The following is an 18,271-nucleotide window of genomic DNA, read 5'->3' as shown; positions in this document are numbered from 1 at the left end:
GACGGCGCCCTCTGGCTCAGCTTCGGCCGCGGCGCCACCAAACTTGAGCCCTGACGCCAGTATTGCCCATCACTGACGCACGCCCATGAAACGGCGTGCAAATTGTCACGCCTGCGAACAAGAAAGCTGGACCTGACCCCTTCGAAATGTTCACTTGAAGAACCAATGTTCTAATTAAGAACCAAACAACATCTGGGCCGAATGCGCGCCCGTTCACACCCTGCCCTTGGCATATCGGCCAGCTGAGCAGAAATGCACAGCTCGAACGAGACCCTTGGGTAGTTTTCACCGCCTCTCAATGCTGCTGGAGACCCAAGGCCATGAACCACGCCTACATCTGCGACGCCATCCGCACCCCCTTCGGCCGCTACGGCGGCGCGCTGTCTTCCGTCCGCGCCGACGACTTGGGCGCCATCCCCCTGCGCGCCCTGATGGCACGCAACCCCGGCGTGGACTGGGAAGCAGTCAGCGATGTGCTGTACGGCTGCGCCAACCAAGCGGGTGAAGACAACCGCAACATCGCTCGCATGTCGGCCCTGCTGGCCGGCCTGCCGATCGGCGTGCCGGGGGTGACCCTGAACCGGCTGTGCGGCTCGGGCCTCGATGCCGTCGGCACGGCCGCACGCGCCATCCGCGCCGGCGAAGCCGATCTGATGCTGGCCGGCGGCGTGGAAAGCATGAGCCGCGCACCCTTTGTGATGCCCAAGGCCGAGAGCGCCTTTTCGCGCAACAACGCCGTCTACGACACCACCATCGGCTGGCGTTTCATCAACCCACTGATGAAGGCGCAGTACGGCGTCGACTCCATGCCCGAAACGGCCGAGAACGTGGCCAGCGAGTTCGGCATCTCGCGGGCCGACCAGGACCGCATGGCCCTGGCCAGCCAGCAGAAAGCCGTGGCCGCCCAGGCCGCTGGCTTTTTTGCGGCCGAGATCACCCCGGTCCACATCGCCCAGAAAAAGGGTGATGCCTTGACCGTCGATCAGGATGAACACCCGCGCGCCACCAGTCTCGAAGCGCTGGCCAAGCTCAAGCCCATCGTGCGCCCGGACGGCACGGTGACGGCCGGCAATGCCTCGGGCGTCAACGATGGCGCCTGCGCCTTGCTCCTGGCCAGCGAAGCGGCCGCCGCCCGCCATGGCCTGACCCCGCGCGCCCGCGTGCTGGGCATGGCCACCGCGGGCGTGGCGCCGCGCATCATGGGCATGGGGCCGGCGCCGGCCACGCAAAAGCTGCTGGCGCAAACCGGCATCAGCCTGGCCCAACTCGACGTGATCGAGCTCAACGAAGCCTTCGCCGCCCAAGGCTTGGCGGTGCTGCGCCAGCTGGGCGTGGCCGACGACGATGCGCGCGTCAACCCGAACGGCGGCGCCATCGCCTTGGGCCACCCGCTGGGCGCCAGCGGTGCACGCCTGCTGACCACGGCGGTGAATCAGCTGCATCGCAGCGGCGGCCGCTACGCCCTGTGCACCATGTGCATCGGTGTGGGCCAAGGCATCGCCGTGCTGATCGAGCGGGTCTGAGCTCGCTTAAACGCAAGAAACAATCTTTCGATCCAGGGAAAATTGCCAATAATCGACCTGGAACGCAATAACATTTCTTTACACGCGCTGCTCCTGCAGCGCTTTTTTCTATCCGACAAACGGCTTCACATGTCTTTTGGCATGGCCCGATGTGCATGGGATACTGAATTCAATTCACCAAGCGGACATCACGCGTGAAACCTGCCCGGAGGGGACAGGACCGGGGCCCAACACCCGATGCGATGCTCGCTCAGGCCAAAAATTTCAGCTTTCGTCTTTCTTTTCTTTCACCCCAGCCAGCCCTGCCAGGCCGAATCATCTCAGCCAGATTCACAGACTTGATTTGAAACGTGAATGCGAAGCATTCGCTGTTCTAATGTTCCGTGTCGGGTGCTCGCACCGGATACCGGGAAGCGCCTGAAACGCCGCCTGAAGGGCGAGCGGGCGCCTGCGTGTGAACCCGGCTCGGCCGCTTCGTCGGCCCGAGAGATGAATCAACCCGGCAATCGACCGGGGTGGAATTTGATGGTCTTGAATCCTGAAACGCGCTCTGAGCCTTGAGGGCGCCCAACACACATCGCCATGTCTGCTGCACGCGCATTTGAAGACCTGACCGCACTGGCGGTCCCCGCTCTGACCGAGCCTTCGCTCGACAAGGGCGCCCTGCCCGCTGTCGCCAAGTCCGACAGCAAGCCCGCCAACGATGGCCCGCTCAAGCGGGATCTGGTGGCCGGCTTGGAAAAAGGCCTGGCCGTGATCGAAGCCTTCGATCAAGAGCGCCCCCGCCTGACCATCAGCGAAGTGGCAGGCCGGACCGGCCTGACCCGCGCCGCTGCGCGCCGCTACCTGCTGACCCTGACCCACTTGGGCTTTGTCACCCAGGACCGCAAGATGTTTGCGCTCTCACCCAAGGTGCTGCGCCTGGGCCAGAGCTATATGCACTCGGCCCGCCTGCCGCGCATCGTCGAGCCCGAGCTGCACAAGCTGGCTTATGCACTCAAGGAAGCCAGCTCGGCCGGCGTGCTGGACGGCGGCGACGTCATCTGCATCGCCGCCACCAGCGCTGGCCGCGTGGTCTCCCCCACCCTGCAGCCCGGCGCCCGCGTGCCGGCCTACTGCGCCGCCAACGGCCGCGTGATGCTGGCCGCCCTGCCACAGGCCGAGGTGGACGACTGGATCGCCCGCCAGCAGCTGACCCCGCTGACCCCACACACCATCACCCACCCGGAACGCCTGCGCATCGAGATCGCCCGCGCTCGCGCCCTGGGTTATGCCTGCATCGACCAGGAGCTGGAGCTGGGCCTGCGCACCGTGGCCGTGCCGCTGCGCAACTACCGCGGCGATGTGGTCGCGGCCATGAACATCAGCGTCCATGCCTCACGCATGAGCATGGACCAGATGGTCGAGCACTGCCTGCCGCCGCTGCTGCAAGCCCAAGCCCATCTGCGCATGCTGCTCTGAACTCCGTCTCAGGCTCATGAAGAGAAAAGCCACCCCGCCGAACCGGCGCGGTGGCTTTGTTTCTTTTTGCCGCTGAAGCGACCGCAGCTCAGGCCCAGCGGCGCTGCTGCAGCAGCGGGCTGACGCGGTAGCGCTCGCTGCGGTAGGCGGCGAACAAGGCATCGAGCAGCTCGACCACGCGCTCCGCGCCCAGCAGCGCCAGCCACTCGAAAGGCCCGGCCGGGTAGTTGACGCCGAGCTTCATCGCCAGATCGGCGCCTTGCTCGTCGCAAACCCCCTGCCAGACGGCATCGCTACCCTCATTGACCAGCATGGCCACGGTACGAGCCACGGCCAGGCCCGGCACATCGCGCAGCTCCAGCAGTTCCCAGCCCAGCGCATGCCAGAGCAGGCGCACAGCCTCACGCGCATTCGAAGAACAACGCGGGCCAAAGGCCACGGCCAGACCATCGACACGATCAGGGGCGACAGGCCAGTCCATCACCGCGAGCTCCGCATAACGACGCTCGTGGGCAATCTGGGCGGCCGTGCGGCCATCGCTAAGGTGCAGATGCACCTCGCCCAGCACCAGGCCCACCCAGTCGGCCGATTCGCCACGGCTGAAGCTCAGGCCCCAGTGCGCAAACCAAGCGGCCAAAGCCTCCACCAGCGGGCCGCGCCCGACCAGGCTGAGGGCCGGCAGCGCGGCACTGACAGGCTCGATCGGCGCCGGCGGCGTCGGTGGGCCGACGTAAAAGCCCTTGCCGACCTTGCGGCCCAGACGCCCGCCATCCACCAAGGCCTTTTGCACCAAGGAGGGCTGGTAACGCTTGTCGCCGAAGTTGGCCTCGAACACCGACTGGGTGACCAGGTAGTTGGTGTCGTGGCCGATCAAGTCCATCAGCTCGCACGGCCCCATGCGGAAGCCGGCGCTGCGCAAGGCCCGGTCGATCTGCTCGGGCGTGCCCGCCTGCTCCTGCAGCAGGGCCAGGGTCTCGGCGTAGTAGGGCCGGGCAATGCGGTTGACGATGAAGCCAGGCGTGCTTTTGGCGTGCACCGCCGTCTTGCCCCAGCTGCGTGCCAGCTGCGCGATCACCTCGGCCACGCCAGCGTCCGTCTCGGCGCCCCAGACCACCTCGACCAGCTTCATCAGCGGCACGGGGTTGAAGAAGTGCATGCCGACCAGGCGCTGCGGGTGCTTCATGCCATTGGCCAGGGCGGTGACGCTGATGGACGAGGTGTTGGTGGCGATGATGGCGCCCTCACCCAGCAGCCCGTCCAGCTCCTGCAGCAGGGCCTGCTTGGGCTCGAGCTTCTCGATGATGACCTCGATCACCAGGGTGGCCTCGGCCAGCTCCGCCGTCTGACGGGCTGGCTGGATGCGGGCCATGATGGCGGCGCGTTCCTCGGCCTCCATGCGTCCCTTGTTGACGAGCCCGTCCAGGCCCTTGCCGATCTGGGCCAGGGCGGCGGCGGCCGCGCCTTCACGCACATCGAGCAGGCGCACCGGATGGCCGGCCTGCGCCGCCACCTGGGCAATACCGGCGCCCATCACGCCGGCGCCGACCACGCCGATCAAGGCTTCGGCCGCTGGCCGCTGGGCCACATGCCAGCCCGAGGTATGGATCGCGCTCGTCATCACAGGCCCTCCTTGCTGGCACTGGATTCAGCGGCAGGCACCCAGGCCGCCGGGCGCTTGGCCAGAAAGGCAGCAAAGCCTTCGCGTGCCTCATCGCCGAGGCGCACACGGGCGATGGTTTGGGCCGTCAGCTCACGCACCTCGGGCGTGACCGGCCCCACCTCCAGCTGAGCGAACAAGCGCTTGATCTCGCCCTGCGCGCCGGGACCGTTCTGCAGCAGCTCATGGATCCAGCGCTCCAGCGCAGCGTCGAGCTGTTCGGCCTCGACCACCTCATGCACCAGGCCCAGGCTCAAGGCCTCGGCGGCACCGATGCGGCTGGCCGTCAGGGCCAAGCGCTTGGCCTGGCGCGGGCCGACCGCGTTGATCACATAGGGGCCGATGACAGCGGGCAGGATGCCGAAGCGGGCCTCGCTGACCGCAAACTTGGCCTCGCTGCTGGCCACGGCGATGTCACAGGCGGCGGCCAGCCCGACCCCGCCGCCCAGGGCCAGGCCCTGGATGCGCGCGAGCACCGGTTTGGGGCAATGGGCGATGCGCTGCAGCATGTCGGCGAACTTGCGGGCGTCGGCCAGGTTCCAGTCCTGGCTGGCCTCGGACGCGCGCTTCATCCACTGGATGTCAGCCCCCGCACTGAAAGCCTTGCCGGCACCGGCCAGCACGATCAGGCGCACATGCGGGTCGGCCACCAACCGGTCCATGGACTGGGCCAGCTCGGCGATCATGGTTTCGTTAAAGGCGTTGAACACCTCGGGGCGGGTCATGGTCAAACGGGCCACGCCGCGCGGGTCCAGCTCGATATGCAATGTCTCCACGGATGAATGCTCCTTGTTGTGCGGCAAGTATCGCAGCGCAGGAGCGCAGGGCCGCGGGCTTGCCGGCACAATCACCGCATGGCCGCCCCCTTCCTCCAGCCCCTGCAGCTGCAAGGTGACATGCTGCAGATCGAAGCCCAATGGCTGCGCCCCGAGCGCCGGACTCGGCCGCTGACGGTCTTCCTGCACGAAGGCCTGGGCTCGCTGTCGCAGTGGCGAGATTTCCCGCAGCAGCTTTGTGAAGCGCTGGACTGCCGGGGCCTGGTCTACTCGCGCCCAGGCTACGGCCAGAGCAGCCCGCGCCGCGAACTCTGGCCTCAAGACTATCTGCAGCGTCAGGCGCGTGACCAGCTACCCGCCTGCTTCGACGCACTGGGCGTGCCACGCGATGAGCGCCTCTTTCTCTTTGGACACAGCGACGGGGCCAGTCTGGCCCTGTTGTTCGCCGCGGCCTTTCCCGAGCGAGTACGTGGCGTGGTGGCAATGGCCCCGCATCTGTTCATCGAGCCCTGCACGATCGCCGGATTGCGCCAGGCTCGCCAAGCCTACGAGCAGGAGCCGGCCCTGCGCACCGCCCTGGCCCGCCACCATGCCGACACCGATTCGGCGTTCTATGGCTGGAACTCCGCATGGCTGCACCCCGGCTCCGAGCGCTGGAACATCGAGGATGAGCTGCGCGGGCGCCTGGCCTGCCCGGTGCTGGCCTTGCAGGGTGAAAACGACGAATACGGCAGCCTGGCCCAGATCAAAGCGATCGCGCGCCTGCACGCCGACACCAAACTCTGTGTCTTGCCCGGCTGTGGCCATGCACCCCAGCGCGAGCAAACCGAGGCGGTGATTGAGCACACAAACGCGCTGTTCCAGCGCTGCCTTGCATGAGCACCCTCGCGCGACGAGCACTGCTCAGCCTTTTGGGCAGCGCTGTTCTCACCCCGCCCAGCCTGGCGCAGGAAGACGGCCCCCTGGTGGTGCGCCACGCCCTGAGCCAGGGCCAAAACGCCAAGGTCTTGAGTTACGAGCAAGTCGTGCTGCAACTGTTGCTCGACAAGACGGTACCCAGTCATGGCCCCTACCAGCTGGAAGCCAGCGAGGTGGTGTCGCAGAACCGCGCCTTTCTGCAGATCCAGAGCGGCGAGATCGATCTGATCAGCGCCATGACCTCGGCAGCGCGGGAACGACAAAGCCTGCCGGTGCGCGTCTGCCTGTACCGCGGCCTGATGGGCGTGCGCCTGCCGATCGCCTTGCACAGCCGGGTGGCCGAGTTGGAGGCCATCAGCAGCACCGTGCAAGCGCAGGCGCTGCGCACCGGTCAGGTGGCCGACTGGCCGGACACGCAGATCCTGGCTGCAGCGGGCTGGCGGCTGGAGCGGCTGCCACGGCTTGCCACCTTCGTGGAGATGCTGCGCCGCCGGCGCGTGGATCTCTTCGCCTTGGGCGCGACCGAGGTCTATCCCATCGTCGACGCTCAGCCTGATTTGCGCGTGTTGGAGCGCTGGTTGATTGCCTACCCCGCAGCCTTCTACTTCTTCGTCAGCCCCCAAAAGCCAGTCCTGGCCGATCGGCTTCGCAAGGGCTGGGACTTGGTGCTCGCGGACGGTAGCTTTTTGGCCCTGTTTGAGCGCACGGTGGGCACCCAGCTCACACGGGCTCGCCTGGCCGAACGACTCTGGCTGCGTGTGCCCAATCCAGATCTTCCGAACGAAACGCCCTTGCTGGACACCCGACTCTGGCACCCCTTGGTACGCAGCCGGCTTCATCAGGCCGAAGGCCGCTGATGCGCCGCCCACACTCACCCGTTCTGAACCCCGAAAAAAGGTCCCTCACATGATTCTCGAAGTCGCCGACATCCGCATCCAACCCGGCCAGCACGCTGCCTTTGAAGCCGCCATCCAGCACGGGATCGCCAGCGTGATCAGCCAGGCCCAGGGCTTCATCATGGCCCAAGTTCAACGCGGCATTGAATCGCCAGAACGCTATCTGCTGCAGATCCAATGGGCGACGCTGGAGGATCACACCGTCCATTTCCGCGGCGGCCCGCTGTTTCCTGCCTGGCGCGCCATCGTCGGCCCCTTCTTCGCCGAGCCACCCAAGGTCGAGCATTTCACTGCCATCTGAGTTGCGGCTGCAGCCGAGCTGGACCCGGCTGCAGCGGGGAATATTCACCGCATGACCCGGCGAGCGCCCCACATCAAAAAAGCCGCTGACCCCGAAAAGGGGCAGCGGCTTTTTCTGGACATCACCACGCGTGCCCGATGGCACGCATGGCTCAGTCGGCAAGATTACTTCTTGGCCTTCTTGGCGGCGGGCTTGGCAGCAGCCTTGGCCGGAGCGGCGGCGGTCTTGGCAGCCTTGCGAGCAGCAGCCTTGGGATCCACAGCGGCCTTGAAGCCAGCGCCCGGGGTGAACTTGGGCAGCTTGGCAGCAGCGATCTTGATCTTGTCGCCGGTGCTGGGGTTCACGCCGGTGCGGGCTGCGCGGGCGTGCTGCTTGAAGGAACCGAAGCCGGGGATGGACACAGCGCCACCCTTCTTGACAGTGGAAACCACGGCGTCCAGCAGGGTTTCCAGGATGCGGCCGGCTTCGGCCTTGGTCAGTTCGTGCTTGCTGGCCAGGTGTTCGATCAGTTCGGTTTTGTTCATTCCAGAATCTCGTCTCAGGTGATAGCCCGACCATCTCGGGCGCCGCTATTTTCTACGAATCCGCGACAAGCCCCATCACTACTTGCAAAAAGCTGGTGCGCAGGGTTCAATCAAAGCGCCAATCGCACGCGCAGGCCCTGTTTTTTCGCCATCGCAAGCAATCCTCGGGCAGGCAAACTCCGCTGATCTTCGGCGTTTGCGCCTCAAGGTTTGGGTTGTGGCCAGGCAGGCTCTCTTGGTTTTCCGCCGCCCGTTTTCATGCCGTCAGAACAAGCGACGAACCGCCCCACGCTCGCCGAGAGCACGCCCAGCCCGGCCTCGCCGCCTTCGGCCATGGCCCACGGCCTCGACAGCAGCAGCCTGCTCGCAGCTCTGCCGCAACAGCTGTGGGTGCTCGATGCCCATCTGCAGCCGGTACTGGCTTCGCCCCTGCTGCAGGAGTTTCTCGGCCTCAATCTTCGCGAGCTCCAGACCCTGGGCTGGCGCCACATCATCCATCCGCTCGACCGGCTGGAATTCGATCTGCGCTGGCAGCAGGCCCTGCTCAGCGGGCATTTCGAGATGGACTACCGCCTGCGCGCCGCCGATGGCCGCTACCGCTGGCACCTGGCCTTGGGTCAGGTCTTGCCCAGCCAGGGCGAAGGGCCACGTCGCGTACTGGGCACCCACACCGACATCAGCGAACGCAAGGAATCCGAAGCCCGCTTGCGCGAAGCCGACGAGCTCTGGAAGCTCGCCTTGGAAAGCGTGGGCGACGGCGTCTGGGACTGGTATGTGCAGGACGAGGTCGAAATTTACTCGCCCCGCATCCTGCAGATGTACGGCTTCTCGGAGACCGAGATCAAGCCCAGCCCGGCCGAGCTTGATGCGCGCACCCATCCGGAAGACCGACAGCAGATGGAGCTGGACCGCGCCGCTCATTTTGCGGGTCATGTGCCGATCTACAGCAATGAGCACCGCGTGCTGTGCAAGGACGGCAGCTGGAAATGGATCCACAGCCGCGGCATGGTGATCAGCCGCGATGCCCAGGGCCGGCCTCTGCGCATGGTCGGCACCCACACCGACATCACCCAGCGCAAGCAGACCGAAGCCCTGATCTGGCACCAGGCTCATTTCGACGCACTCACCGGCCTGCCCAACCGCCGCACCCTGCGCGACCGCTTGGAACAGTTGCTCAGCAGCGCAAAAAGCGAGGGCGGTCGTCTGGCTCTGCTCTTCATCGACCTGGATCACTTCAAGGAAGTCAATGACACGCTCGGCCACGACATGGGCGACGCCCTGCTGCTGCAGGCAGCCGAACGCATCCGCGCCTGCGTGCGGCCGCAGGAGACGGTGGCCCGCATGGGCGGCGACGAGTTCACGGTCGTGCTGTCCGGCCTGAACAGCGCCGAAGAAGCCGAGCAGGTGGCGCAGAAGATCATCCAGTCCATGGCCAGCGCCTTCCACTTGCAGGACGAGCGGGTGTTTGTCTCGGCCAGCATCGGCATCAGCCTCTTCCCCGATGACGGGCAGCTGATCGAAGAACTGTTCAAGCACGCCGACCAGGCGCTCTATGTGGCCAAGGGCGCCGGGCGCAACCGCCTCGGTCATTTCACGCCCGATCTGCAGCAAGCCGCCCTCTTGCGCATGCGCTTGGGCAATGAGCTGCGCGAGGCCCTGCCCAAGGCCCAGCTGAGCCTGGAGTACCAGGCCATCGTGGCCATGCGCACGCGCGAGATCTGCAAGGCCGAGGCCTTGCTGCGCTGGACCCATCCGAGTCGCGGCCGCATCGGCCCCGATGTCTTCATCCCTCTGGCCGAAAGCAGCGGCTTGATCATCGAGATTGGCGAATGGGTGTTTCAACAAGCCGCGCGCCAGGTGCACGACTGGCGCCAGCGCTACCTGCCGACGCTACAGATCAGCATCAACAAAAGCCCCATCCAGTTTCGCAACAACCAGGGGCCCGACTCCCACGCGCATTGGGTCGACACCGTGCACGAACTCGGCCTGCAAGAGCAGGCCCTAGCGATAGAAATCACCGAAGGCCTGCTGCTGGAAGGCGACAGCGAGGTCACGCGTCAGCTCGAAACCCTGCGGCGCGGCGGCTTCCTGGTTTCGCTCGACGACTTTGGCACCGGCTTCTCCTCGCTGTCCTACCTGCACAAATACGCCATCGACCTGCTCAAGATCGACCAGCGCTTCGTGCGCAACCTCCGCCCCGGCACCAAAGACCTGGCGCTGTGCAAAGCCATCATCACCATGGCCCATGAGCTGGGCTTGCAGGTGGTGGCCGAGGGCGTGGAGACGCAGGAACAGTACGAACTGCTGCGCAGCGCCGGTTGCGACTACGGCCAGGGCTACCTCTTCGCCCGCCCGCTGCCGGTCGAGGCCTTCGAGCAGTTGCTGGCCAAAGGCAAGGCCTGACCCCGCGCTCTCTGGAACCACGGCTTTCGACATCGGAATGACAAAAGGGTCAACACTCGCGTGTTGACCCTTTTTCAATATGGTGCCCAGGAGCGGCGCTCGGTCACGTACCGCGACCCCGGCACCGCATGCATGCGGCGCCCTTCTCGTCCTCACGCACCGTCCGCAGGGACGGTGCTTCCTGGGTAAGCAGAAATGACAAATGGGTCAACACTTTCGTGTTGACCCATTTTCAATTTGGTGCCCAGGAGAGGACTCGAACCTCCACGGAGTTACCCGCTAGTACCTGAAACTAGTGCGTCTACCAATTCCGCCACCTGGGCTTGTTTTTCTTCTCTGCCGAAGCAGCGAAGACCGCTACTGTAGCATGGTTTGTTTTGCGCGCAAGCGTTTTCTCAAAAAACTTTTCAGCATGCCTCATCCAGCACACGGTTCAGCGCCGCATGAACCCGCTGGGCGTCGGCCGCTTCGCTGCGCCAATTGCTGAAGGCCGCGCGCACGGCCCAGCGGCCTTGGTAGTGGGTCGGTGTGAGGAAAGCCTCGCCGCTATCGCGCAAGCGCTCCAGCAAGCTTTGCACACCGGCCGCGTCGTCGTGAGCTTGAATGGCAAAGCAGACGATGTTCAGCCGCACCGGCGACAAGAGCTCGAAGCGCGGTGCGTCGCCCTGCAGCAAGCGGCCCAGCAGGCGGGCTCCGTCGATATTGCGACGCACGATTTCGGCGTGGCCCTCGCGCCCATACGCCTGCACGCTGAACCAGGCCGGCAGCGCGCGCCAGCGGCGGGAGTTCTCGGGCGTGAGGTGCACAAAATCGGGCCGCTCGCCGATGGGTCCGAGGTAGGCCGCGGCGTTCTGGAACACACGCAGCTGCAGATCGCGGTGGCGGGTGAACTGCAGCGCACTGTCATAGGGCACGTTCAACCATTTGTGGCAATCGATGCACACCGAATCGGCCCCATCCAGGCCCGCCACCTGGGCCGCCACGCGTTCGTCCAGCGCCGCAAATGCACCGAAGGCGGCGTCGACATGCAGCCAGAAGCGGTGGCGCTGACGCAAGGCCACCAGGGCAGTCAGATCGTCGAAGTCCCCGCTGTTGACCGTGCCCGCATTGGCCACCACGATCAGCGCCTCGTCGGGGCTGGCGCGCAGGCGCTGCTCCAGCGCCGCCACGTCGAGGGCGTCACGCCCGGCCAGGGTCGGCAGCAGTTCCACCGCCTCGCGGCCCAGGCCCAGCATGGACGCGGCCTTGTGGATGCTGGAATGCGGCGCGCCGCTGAGGATGCGCACGGGGCCCAGGCGGGCCAGCCCGGCCTCGCTGACGCGCAGGCCGCGCTGCTCACCCACCCACTCGCGGCCCAGGGCCAGGCCCACGAAATTGGACAGGGTGGCGCCCGAGACAAACACGCCCTGCTGCGCCTCGCTGAGCCCAAACCAGGCGGCCAGCGTGCGCACCGTGGCGCGCTCCAGCTCGGGCGCTTCCGAGTCCCAGCCGGCCGTGGGGTTCTGGTCCAGGCTGGCGGTCAGCCAGTCACCCATCAGGCTGGCCGGTGTGGCGCCGCCGGTGACAAAACCCAGGTAACGCGGGCCGGCGCTGCCGGACAGATGCGGCAGCCAGTCCTGAGCAAAGCGCCGCAAGGACCCCGCAGCACCGACGGGCTGCTGCATCGCATCCTGCATCAGTGCCGACCGCGGGCCACGCGGCGCGCGCGCCGCCGGGTGCGCGTCCAGCCCCTGCAAGAAGCTCAGCGCCAACTCACGGGTGGCCTGACTCAGGGCCGGCAGTTCGTTCAAATCCTGGTGCAGCAAAGGATGCATGGCGGAAAGGCTCCAAGGCAGTGGGCAGAGCGGCCATGCTAGAGTCGATTGGACTGAAGCAAGCAATCCAATTTCCGCGCCATGGACTTGTGCCGCAACCCCGCCCTGCTGGGCGACTGGCGGGCCAGCCAAGCGCCGCTCTACGCCGCGCTGGCCACCGCCCTGCAAGGCCTGCTGCTGCGCGGCGAGCTGCTGCCGGGCGACCGCCTGCCGCCCGAGCGGGCCTTGGCCGCTGCGCTGGGCCTGAGCCGCTCCACCGTGGTGGCGGCTTACGGGCGCCTGGCCGAGGGTGGCTGGGTGCAGGCCCGCCAGGGCCAGGGCACGACCGTCAGCGCCGGCCCACCCGGACATGTGGCGCGCCGGCACCGCGCCCAGCCGCTGGGCAACCCGGCCCTGCAGGCCTCGCCACGCGGCCGAACTGAGGGCAGCGCAGGGGCCGACTGGATCGACTTCTCCCTGGCCACCGCCCTGCCCGATCTGGCCTGGCTCAGCCCCAGCGAGGCCAGCCGCCAGCTGGCCTTGCGCGAGAGCGCCTACCAGCCCGAAGGCATGTGGCCGCTGCGCGAACGCATCGCCGCGCGCTACACCCGCCAGGGCCTGGCCACCACGGCCGAGCACATCATCGTCTGCGCCGGTGCGCAGCAGGCGCTGAGTTTGCTGAGCCAGCTCTACCTCTCGCCGGGCGACCGGGTGCTGCTGGAATGCCCCAACTACTTCGGCGCCATCGATGTGTTTCGCAGCAGCGGTGCGCGCCTGCATGCGGTGCCGCTGCAGGCACGCTGCGCCCATGCCGGGGATTTCATCGCCGCGGCGGCCAGCGCACCCAAGCTGATCTACCTCTGCCCGCAGCTGCACAACCCCAGCGGCCAGTCCTGGCCCGCCTCGCGCAGCCAGGAACTGCTGCGCACCGTGCAGCGCGCGGGCAGCAGCCTGCTGGTGATCGACGACTCGCTGGCCGAGCTGCATTTCAGCGCCGAAGCACGGCCGCTGAAAGCAGCACCCGATGCCGCCGTGGTGCACATCGGCAGCCTGTCCAAAACCCTGTGGGCCGGCCTGCGCATCGGTTGGTTGCGAGCGCCTCGGGCCTTGATCGAGCCGCTGCGACATGCCAAGGCCTGTGCCGACATTGCCAGCTCCAGCCTCAGCGCCGCGATTGCCTGCGATCTCTTCGACCGCATGGATCGGCTGCTGCAGCCGCGCCGCGCCAGCCTGCAACACCAGGCCCAGCACTTGCAGGCGGCGCTGCACAGCCATCTGCCCAGCTGGACCGTCAAGGCGCCCGATGGCGGGCTCTTCCTCTGGGCGCAACTGCCGGCGCACGGGCCGCGTGCCGACGCCCTGTGCGAGACCGCACGACAGGCGCAGCTGCGCCTCACGCCCGGCACGGCCATGAGCGTGTCAGCCGAGCGGGGCCAAGACCGGGTGCGACTGGCCTTCACCCTGCCGGAGGCGCAGGCACTGGCCGGCGTGCAACGCCTGGCGGCGCTGGGCTTGTACTGAGCGGAGGCTGCGAGAAATGCGCGCCGGGCTCAGGCCGCGGCGGTCATCTTGAAGATGCCGGTGGCATTGCCGGCATCGAACTTCAGGTCGAGATCGTCGGCCACGCGCTCACGCTGGATGAACTCGTAGAACGAGCCCGGCACCACGGCGCTGATCAGGCGGCCGCCGTCGAGGAACTGACGTTGCACCTCAGCGGCACGGAAGGCCGTCTGGCGCACCCGGCCCGAGGCCGAGGTCTCGATGGCCGGCTTGATCGGGCGACCCAGGGCACGCTGGGTGTCGGCCAGCTGCTCGATATCGGCCACACGGTCGGTGGCGTGGTTGAAGGCATTGCCCTCGGTCGAGATCCAGGCCATTTCGGCCGACTCGGCCAGCAGGGTCTGATAGTCCGCCCAATCGAACACCGGATGCTGGCGCTCGAAGCAGCTCAGCAGGCGCGGCAAGAGGGCCAGCGCGGTGGACCAAGGCAGGACTCGATCGCGCGCCAGCTGCTCCAGCGCGGCCACCTCGGCCGGGCCCAGGGGGTCGCGGCTGACGCCGATCACGCGGCTCACGGCCGATTGGAAGGCGGGCGAGAACTGCTCCGGGTGCAGCTCGGACACAAAGAACTGGGCGATGTCCTCGGCATGGTCCTGGTGGCGCCAGGCGCGGCCGGTCATCTTCAGGCGCGGCAGCGGATAGGGCTCGGCAAAGGCAAAGCCCAGCGGGCGCAACACGCGGGTGATGGCCGCCTCGCCCGCCGGCAGGGCGCCGCTGGGCCAGGCCACGGTGCGCAGGGCACCATGGTCAAAGACGATGGGCTGGCCGGCGCGCTGCTGATCGGCCACATAGGCCGCAGCCGAAGGCACGCGCGCCACCACATCGCGGAACAGAGCCATGTTCAAGGCCTGGGCCAGCTCGGCCCGGTGCACGGTGGCCCCCACCGGTTTCAGCAGGGCCGGAGCGACCTTCAGCTGCGCAAAGGTTTCAAGGGCCGCGGCCTCGCCCAAGGTGGCGGACAGCAGGCGGAACAAGCCGGTATCAAGCATGGTGAGGCGGGAAAACTTCGGGGACAGATTCAAAACAAAAAGACGGGCCAGGCACCGCCCGCCGCAACGCCCCCCTCCCAGGGATGGCGCTGCAGGCGCGCGGTTCAAGCCCGGTCAGGCCTGGGCCGATCAGATGTCGAACTTCACGCCTTGTGCCAGCGGCAGCGAGCGCGAGTAATTGACCGTGTTGGTCGTGCGGCGCATATAGGCCTTCCAGGCGTCGGAGCCCGATTCACGGCCGCCGCCGGTTTCCTTCTCGCCACCGAAGGCGCCGCCGATCTCGGCGCCCGAGGTGCCGATGTTGACGTTGGCAATGCCGCAGTCTGAGCCGCTGGCCGAGACAAAGGTTTCGGCTTCGCGGATGTCGTTGGTGAAGATGGCCGAGGACAGGCCTTGCGGCACCTCGTTCTGCAGCGCAATCGCTTCGTCCAGGGACTTGTACTTCAGCGTGTACAGGATGGGTGCGAAGGTCTCGTGCTTGACGATGTCCGTCTGCGCCGGCATGCGCACCAGGGCGGGCGTGGCGTACCAGGCGTTCGGGTACTGGCTGGCCAGGGCGCGCTCGCCGCCGCTGACCTCACCGCCCTGCTCGCGTGCGGCGGCAAGAGCGACCTGCATGGCGTCAAACGAGGCCTTGTCGATCAGCGGGCCGATCAGGGTGCCGGCCTCGACCGGGCTGCCGATCTTGAGCTGGGCACGGGCGCGGTCCAGGCGAGCGACCAGCTCGTCGTGGATGCTCTCGTGAATGATGACGCGGCGCGTGGTGGTGCAGCGCTGGCCGGCCGTGCCGTAGGCGCCGAACAGGATGCCGCGCACGGCCAGCTCCAGGTCGGCGCTGGGCGTGACGATGATGGCGTTGTTGCCGCCCAGCTCGAGCAGGCAACGGCCGAAGCGCGCCGCCACGCGCGGGCCGACCGCGCGCCCCATGCGGGTGGAGCCGGTGGCCGAGACCAGGGCGACCTGGGGGTGGTCCACCATGGCTTCGCCCACCGCCGCGCCGCCGTTCAGCAGCTGGGACAAATGCGCCGGCGCCGTGCCGCCGGCCGCGTTGTAGCGGGCCAGGGCGCGCTCGAACAGGGCTTGCGTGGCGATGGCGGTCAGCGGGGTCTTCTCGCTCGGTTTCCAGATGCAGCTGTCGCCGCAGACCAGGGCCAGGGCCGAGTTCCAGGCCCAGACGGCCACGGGAAAGTTGAAGGCCGAGATGATGCCGACCACGCCCAGGGGCAGGTACTGCTCCATCATGCGGTGGCCGGGGCGCTCGCTGGCGATGGTCAGGCCATGCAGCTGACGGCTCAGGCCGACGGCGAAGTCGCAGATGTCGATCATCTCCTGCACCTCGCCCTCGCCTTCGCTGCTGACCTTGCCGGCCTCCAACGAGACCAGGCGGGCCAGGTCAGCCTTGTGCGCGCGCAGCTCTTCGCCGAACAGGCGCACCAGCTCGCCGCGCTTGGGCGCCGGCACATTGCGCCAGTCCAGGAAGGCGGCATGGGCGCGCGCCACGGCGGCGCGCATGTCCTCAGCGCTGGCCTCATGGACGGCGCCGAGCGCGGCGCCGTCGATGGGCGAGCGCACCTTCAGCGTGCCGCCGGTGAAAGCCGAGGAAGAAACGCCGAGGGCGCTCAGGAGTTCAGTGATGTGCGTAGTCATTGCGAGATTCTCCGCTCAACCGATGCTTTCCACCTGGCGCGACTGCTGGTAGGCCTTGCCGAATTCATTGGCCAGGAACTCGGGCAGGGAGACTTCCTCTTGCGAGACAAAGCCCGACTGCGGCAGCTTGCCCTGACGGAACAGATCGACGGCGGCGCACATGCCGGCGGCGGTGGTGATCTGGATGGCCGAGAGCGGGCGGGCGCCGTCGCGCTCGGCGAAGATCTTGCGGGCGAAGACTTCCTGCACCAGGCGGCCGTTCTTCATGCCCGACACGGTCACGAAGACCAGCACCACGTCCTGCATGGTGGCCGGCATGCTCTTGCGCATGATGTCCTTGAGCAGCTCCTGGTCGTTCTTCAAGGCCAGATCGCCGAGCAGGAACTGCATCAGGTCGCGGTGGCCGGGGTAGCGCACGGTCTTGTAGTCGAGGTTCTTGACCTTGCCGGCCAGGGTTTCGCACAAGGTGCCCAGGCCGCCCGAAGTGTTGAAGGCCTCGTACTCGGTGCCATCCAGCGAGAAATGCTCCAGGCCTTCCAGCGGCAGGGCGTCGATCTTCTCGCCGTCGTGGATGCATTCGCAGGGGTGGCAGTACTCGTTGATCAGGCCGTCCACCGACCAGGTCAGGTTGTACTTCAGCGCATTGGTCGGGAAAGCGGGCAGCGCGCCGACGCGCATCTTCACATCATTGAGGCTGTCGAAGCTCTTGGCCAGATGGGCGGCGACGATGCCGATGAAACCCGGGGCCAGGCCGCACTGCGGCATGAAGGCAGTCTTGGCACCGTTGGCGATGCGCATGATCTCCTTGGTGGCGGCCACGTCTTCGGTCAGGTCGAAATAGTGGCAGCCGGCTTCCAGGGCCATGTGGGCGGCGGGAATGGCCAGCTGATAGGGCAAGGCATTGACGATGGCATTGAAGCCCTTGACGGTGGCGGCCGCACCGGCGCCGATTTCGGCGATCACCTGGGTCTTGATGCCCTCGCCGGCCAGCACGGACAAGGCGGCAGCGTTCTTGTCAAAGACGGTCACGTCGTAATGGCCCGAGCCATGCAGCAGGCGGGCAATGGTTTCACCGATATGGCCTGCGCCCAGCAATGCGATCTTCATTTGATGCTCCTCAATATGCGTTGATGGCTGGCAGTCTAGGCAGGAGCGCTGACGAAAAAAAGCACGATTTCGTCGGAATCAGCGCAGAAAATGACGATTCGTCAGCCCCGATCGTCAATTCGATTCAAACCAGGGTTTTTCATGAGTCCAGCCATCCCTCCCCCGCAGCCGCCCCGCAGCGCCGCCCAGGCCCGCGATCAGACCGACCGCGAGCTGATCGCCCTCTTGCAGGCCAATGCCCGCGAGAGCACCGCCAATCTGGCCCGCAAGCTGGGCGTGGCGCGCACCACCGTGGTGGCGCGCCTGGCCCGGCTGGAGGCCGATGGCGTGCTGGTCGGCTACACCGCCAAGCTCGGCTCGGACGCGGCCGATCGCGGCGTGCAGGCATTTGTCGGCATCACCGTGCAGCCCAAGGCCGGGCGCGAGGTGGTGAAGCGACTCTCGGGCCTGCCCGAGCTGCGCCAGCTGGCCTCGGTCAGCGGCGAGTTCGATTACATGGCCTTGCTGCGCGCCGAATCGACCATGCGCCTGGACGCCTTGCTCGACGAAATCGGCGAGATTGACGGCGTCATCAAGACCACCAGCTCGGTGGTGCTGGCCTTGCGCGTGGACCGCAGCGCCTGAGCCGCGGTGCAGGCAAACAAGCCCTGCGGCACAAGCGCACAGCTGTCAGAGTCGACGCTAGCCAAGCGGCGCCGGGACGCGCTACGCTGCAC

Annotated in this window: 15 protein-coding genes and 1 tRNA gene; 8 read left to right on the top strand and 8 right to left on the bottom strand. The window is 66.8% G+C overall.

What is annotated here, in order from left to right:
* The first annotated feature begins 320 nt into the window (after positions 1-320).
* Together pcaF and OOB33_RS06780 are read left to right on the top strand one after the other, a co-directional pair.
* Positions 321-1,523, top strand: coding sequence for a 3-oxoadipyl-CoA thiolase (gene pcaF / locus OOB33_RS06785; RefSeq protein ID WP_271008120.1), 1,203 nt, complete (start codon positions 321-323; stop codon positions 1,521-1,523).
* A 582-nt stretch (positions 1,524-2,105) separates the two neighbouring features.
* Positions 2,106-2,984, top strand: coding sequence for an IclR family transcriptional regulator domain-containing protein (locus OOB33_RS06780; protein WP_171828179.1), 879 nt, complete (start codon positions 2,106-2,108; stop codon positions 2,982-2,984).
* 88 nt (positions 2,985-3,072) lie between these two features.
* Here OOB33_RS06780 and OOB33_RS06775 read toward each other — a convergent pair whose 3' ends face one another.
* Complete coding sequence (locus tag OOB33_RS06775) at positions 3,073-4,602, bottom strand: 3-hydroxyacyl-CoA dehydrogenase (protein WP_271008119.1); 1,530 nt, start codon at positions 4,600-4,602, stop codon at positions 3,073-3,075.
* Positions 4,602-5,417, bottom strand: coding sequence for an enoyl-CoA hydratase-related protein (locus OOB33_RS06770; RefSeq protein WP_271008118.1), 816 nt, complete (start codon positions 5,415-5,417; stop codon positions 4,602-4,604). The genes OOB33_RS06775 and OOB33_RS06770 overlap by 1 nt, the downstream gene beginning before the upstream one ends.
* 78 nt (positions 5,418-5,495) lie before the next feature.
* Between OOB33_RS06770 and OOB33_RS06765 the strand changes: the two genes are divergently transcribed.
* From OOB33_RS06765 to OOB33_RS06755, 3 genes are read left to right on the top strand one after another with little or no spacing between them, the layout of a single operon-like run.
* A complete protein-coding gene (locus OOB33_RS06765; RefSeq protein WP_271008117.1) occupies positions 5,496-6,296 on the top strand; it encodes an alpha/beta fold hydrolase in 801 nt (266 codons plus the stop codon).
* On the top strand, positions 6,293-7,192 hold the full coding sequence (locus OOB33_RS06760; protein WP_271008116.1) for a hypothetical protein: 900 nt from the start codon (positions 6,293-6,295) through the stop codon (positions 7,190-7,192). Before OOB33_RS06765 ends, OOB33_RS06760 begins: the two co-directional genes overlap by 4 nt.
* A 49-nt stretch (positions 7,193-7,241) precedes the next feature.
* Positions 7,242-7,532: an antibiotic biosynthesis monooxygenase family protein gene (locus OOB33_RS06755; RefSeq protein WP_271008115.1), complete on the top strand. Its 291-nt coding sequence runs from the start codon at positions 7,242-7,244 to the stop codon at positions 7,530-7,532.
* 164 nt (positions 7,533-7,696) lie between these two features.
* Here OOB33_RS06755 and OOB33_RS06750 read toward each other — a convergent pair whose 3' ends face one another.
* On the bottom strand, positions 7,697-8,056 hold the full coding sequence (locus OOB33_RS06750; RefSeq protein WP_102768318.1) for an HU family DNA-binding protein: 360 nt from the start codon (positions 8,054-8,056) through the stop codon (positions 7,697-7,699).
* 258 nt (positions 8,057-8,314) lie between these two features.
* On the opposite strand from OOB33_RS06750, the gene OOB33_RS06745 reads away from it, so the two are divergent.
* Positions 8,315-10,459, top strand: coding sequence for a putative bifunctional diguanylate cyclase/phosphodiesterase (locus OOB33_RS06745; protein ID WP_102768319.1), 2,145 nt, complete (start codon positions 8,315-8,317; stop codon positions 10,457-10,459).
* 238 nt (positions 10,460-10,697) lie between these two features.
* Here the strand turns inward: OOB33_RS06745 and OOB33_RS06740 are convergent.
* Positions 10,698-10,782 (bottom strand) — tRNA-Leu (locus tag OOB33_RS06740).
* A gap of 84 nt (positions 10,783-10,866) precedes the next feature.
* Entirely contained in the window at positions 10,867-12,273 is a 1,407-nt protein-coding gene (locus OOB33_RS06735) for a pyridoxal phosphate-dependent decarboxylase family protein (RefSeq protein ID WP_271008114.1), read from the bottom strand.
* A gap of 81 nt (positions 12,274-12,354) precedes the next feature.
* On the opposite strand from OOB33_RS06735, the gene yczR reads away from it, so the two are divergent.
* Positions 12,355-13,773 carry an aminotransferase-like domain-containing protein gene (yczR, locus tag OOB33_RS06730; protein ID WP_271008113.1) on the top strand — a complete coding sequence of 473 codons (1,419 nt, stop codon included), beginning with the start codon at positions 12,355-12,357 and terminating at the stop codon, positions 13,771-13,773.
* A gap of 29 nt (positions 13,774-13,802) precedes the next feature.
* Here the strand turns inward: yczR and OOB33_RS06725 are convergent, their stop codons facing one another.
* The 3 genes from OOB33_RS06725 to OOB33_RS06715 all read right to left on the bottom strand — a co-directional run bounded on the left by OOB33_RS06725 (position 13,803) and on the right by OOB33_RS06715 (position 17,555).
* Entirely contained in the window at positions 13,803-14,801 is a 999-nt protein-coding gene (locus tag OOB33_RS06725) for a DUF1338 domain-containing protein (RefSeq protein ID WP_171828171.1), read from the bottom strand.
* 129 nt (positions 14,802-14,930) lie between these two features.
* On the bottom strand, positions 14,931-16,448 hold the full coding sequence (gene amaB, locus OOB33_RS06720) for an L-piperidine-6-carboxylate dehydrogenase (protein ID WP_271008112.1): 1,518 nt from the start codon (positions 16,446-16,448) through the stop codon (positions 14,931-14,933).
* Between the two features lie 15 nt (positions 16,449-16,463).
* Positions 16,464-17,555: a saccharopine dehydrogenase family protein gene (locus OOB33_RS06715; RefSeq protein WP_271008111.1), complete on the bottom strand. Its 1,092-nt coding sequence runs from the start codon at positions 17,553-17,555 to the stop codon at positions 16,464-16,466.
* A 141-nt stretch (positions 17,556-17,696) separates the two neighbouring features.
* Between OOB33_RS06715 and OOB33_RS06710 the strand changes: the two genes are divergently transcribed.
* Positions 17,697-18,179, top strand: a complete 483-nt coding sequence (locus tag OOB33_RS06710) for an Lrp/AsnC family transcriptional regulator (RefSeq protein ID WP_102768324.1) — start codon at positions 17,697-17,699, stop codon at positions 18,177-18,179.
* The last annotated feature ends 92 nt before the right edge of the window (positions 18,180-18,271 follow it).

Origin of the sequence: Paucibacter sp. B51 (assembly GCF_027863535.1) — a bacterium.
In the GTDB taxonomy this organism is placed as follows: domain Bacteria; phylum Pseudomonadota; class Gammaproteobacteria; order Burkholderiales; family Burkholderiaceae_C; genus Paucibacter_A; species Paucibacter_A aquatilis.
This window is presented reverse-complemented; position numbering and strand designations above follow the sequence as displayed.

Bases quoted from the DNA above. Each gene is read 5' to 3' on its own strand.
- OOB33_RS06780 (WP_171828179.1), top strand. From the start codon at position 2,106: ATGTCTGCTGCACGCGCATTTGAAGACCTGACCGCACTGGCGGTCCCC.
- OOB33_RS06775 (WP_271008119.1), bottom strand. From the start codon at position 4,602: ATGACGAGCGCGATCCATACCTCGGGCTGGCATGTGGCCCAGCGGCCA.
- OOB33_RS06735 (WP_271008114.1), bottom strand. From the start codon at position 12,273: ATGCATCCTTTGCTGCACCAGGATTTGAACGAACTGCCGGCCCTGAGT.
- OOB33_RS06725 (WP_171828171.1), bottom strand. From the start codon at position 14,801: ATGCTTGATACCGGCTTGTTCCGCCTGCTGTCCGCCACCTTGGGCGAG.
- OOB33_RS06745 (WP_102768319.1), top strand. From the start codon at position 8,315: ATGCCGTCAGAACAAGCGACGAACCGCCCCACGCTCGCCGAGAGCACG.
- OOB33_RS06760 (WP_271008116.1), top strand. From the start codon at position 6,293: ATGAGCACCCTCGCGCGACGAGCACTGCTCAGCCTTTTGGGCAGCGCT.
- OOB33_RS06715 (WP_271008111.1), bottom strand. From the start codon at position 17,555: ATGAAGATCGCATTGCTGGGCGCAGGCCATATCGGTGAAACCATTGCC.
- OOB33_RS06750 (WP_102768318.1), bottom strand. From the start codon at position 8,056: ATGAACAAAACCGAACTGATCGAACACCTGGCCAGCAAGCACGAACTG.
- OOB33_RS06765 (WP_271008117.1), top strand. From the start codon at position 5,496: ATGGCCGCCCCCTTCCTCCAGCCCCTGCAGCTGCAAGGTGACATGCTG.
- amaB (WP_271008112.1), bottom strand. From the start codon at position 16,448: ATGACTACGCACATCACTGAACTCCTGAGCGCCCTCGGCGTTTCTTCC.
- OOB33_RS06755 (WP_271008115.1), top strand. From the start codon at position 7,242: ATGATTCTCGAAGTCGCCGACATCCGCATCCAACCCGGCCAGCACGCT.
- pcaF (WP_271008120.1), top strand. From the start codon at position 321: ATGAACCACGCCTACATCTGCGACGCCATCCGCACCCCCTTCGGCCGC.
- OOB33_RS06710 (WP_102768324.1), top strand. From the start codon at position 17,697: ATGAGTCCAGCCATCCCTCCCCCGCAGCCGCCCCGCAGCGCCGCCCAG.
- yczR (WP_271008113.1), top strand. From the start codon at position 12,355: ATGGACTTGTGCCGCAACCCCGCCCTGCTGGGCGACTGGCGGGCCAGC.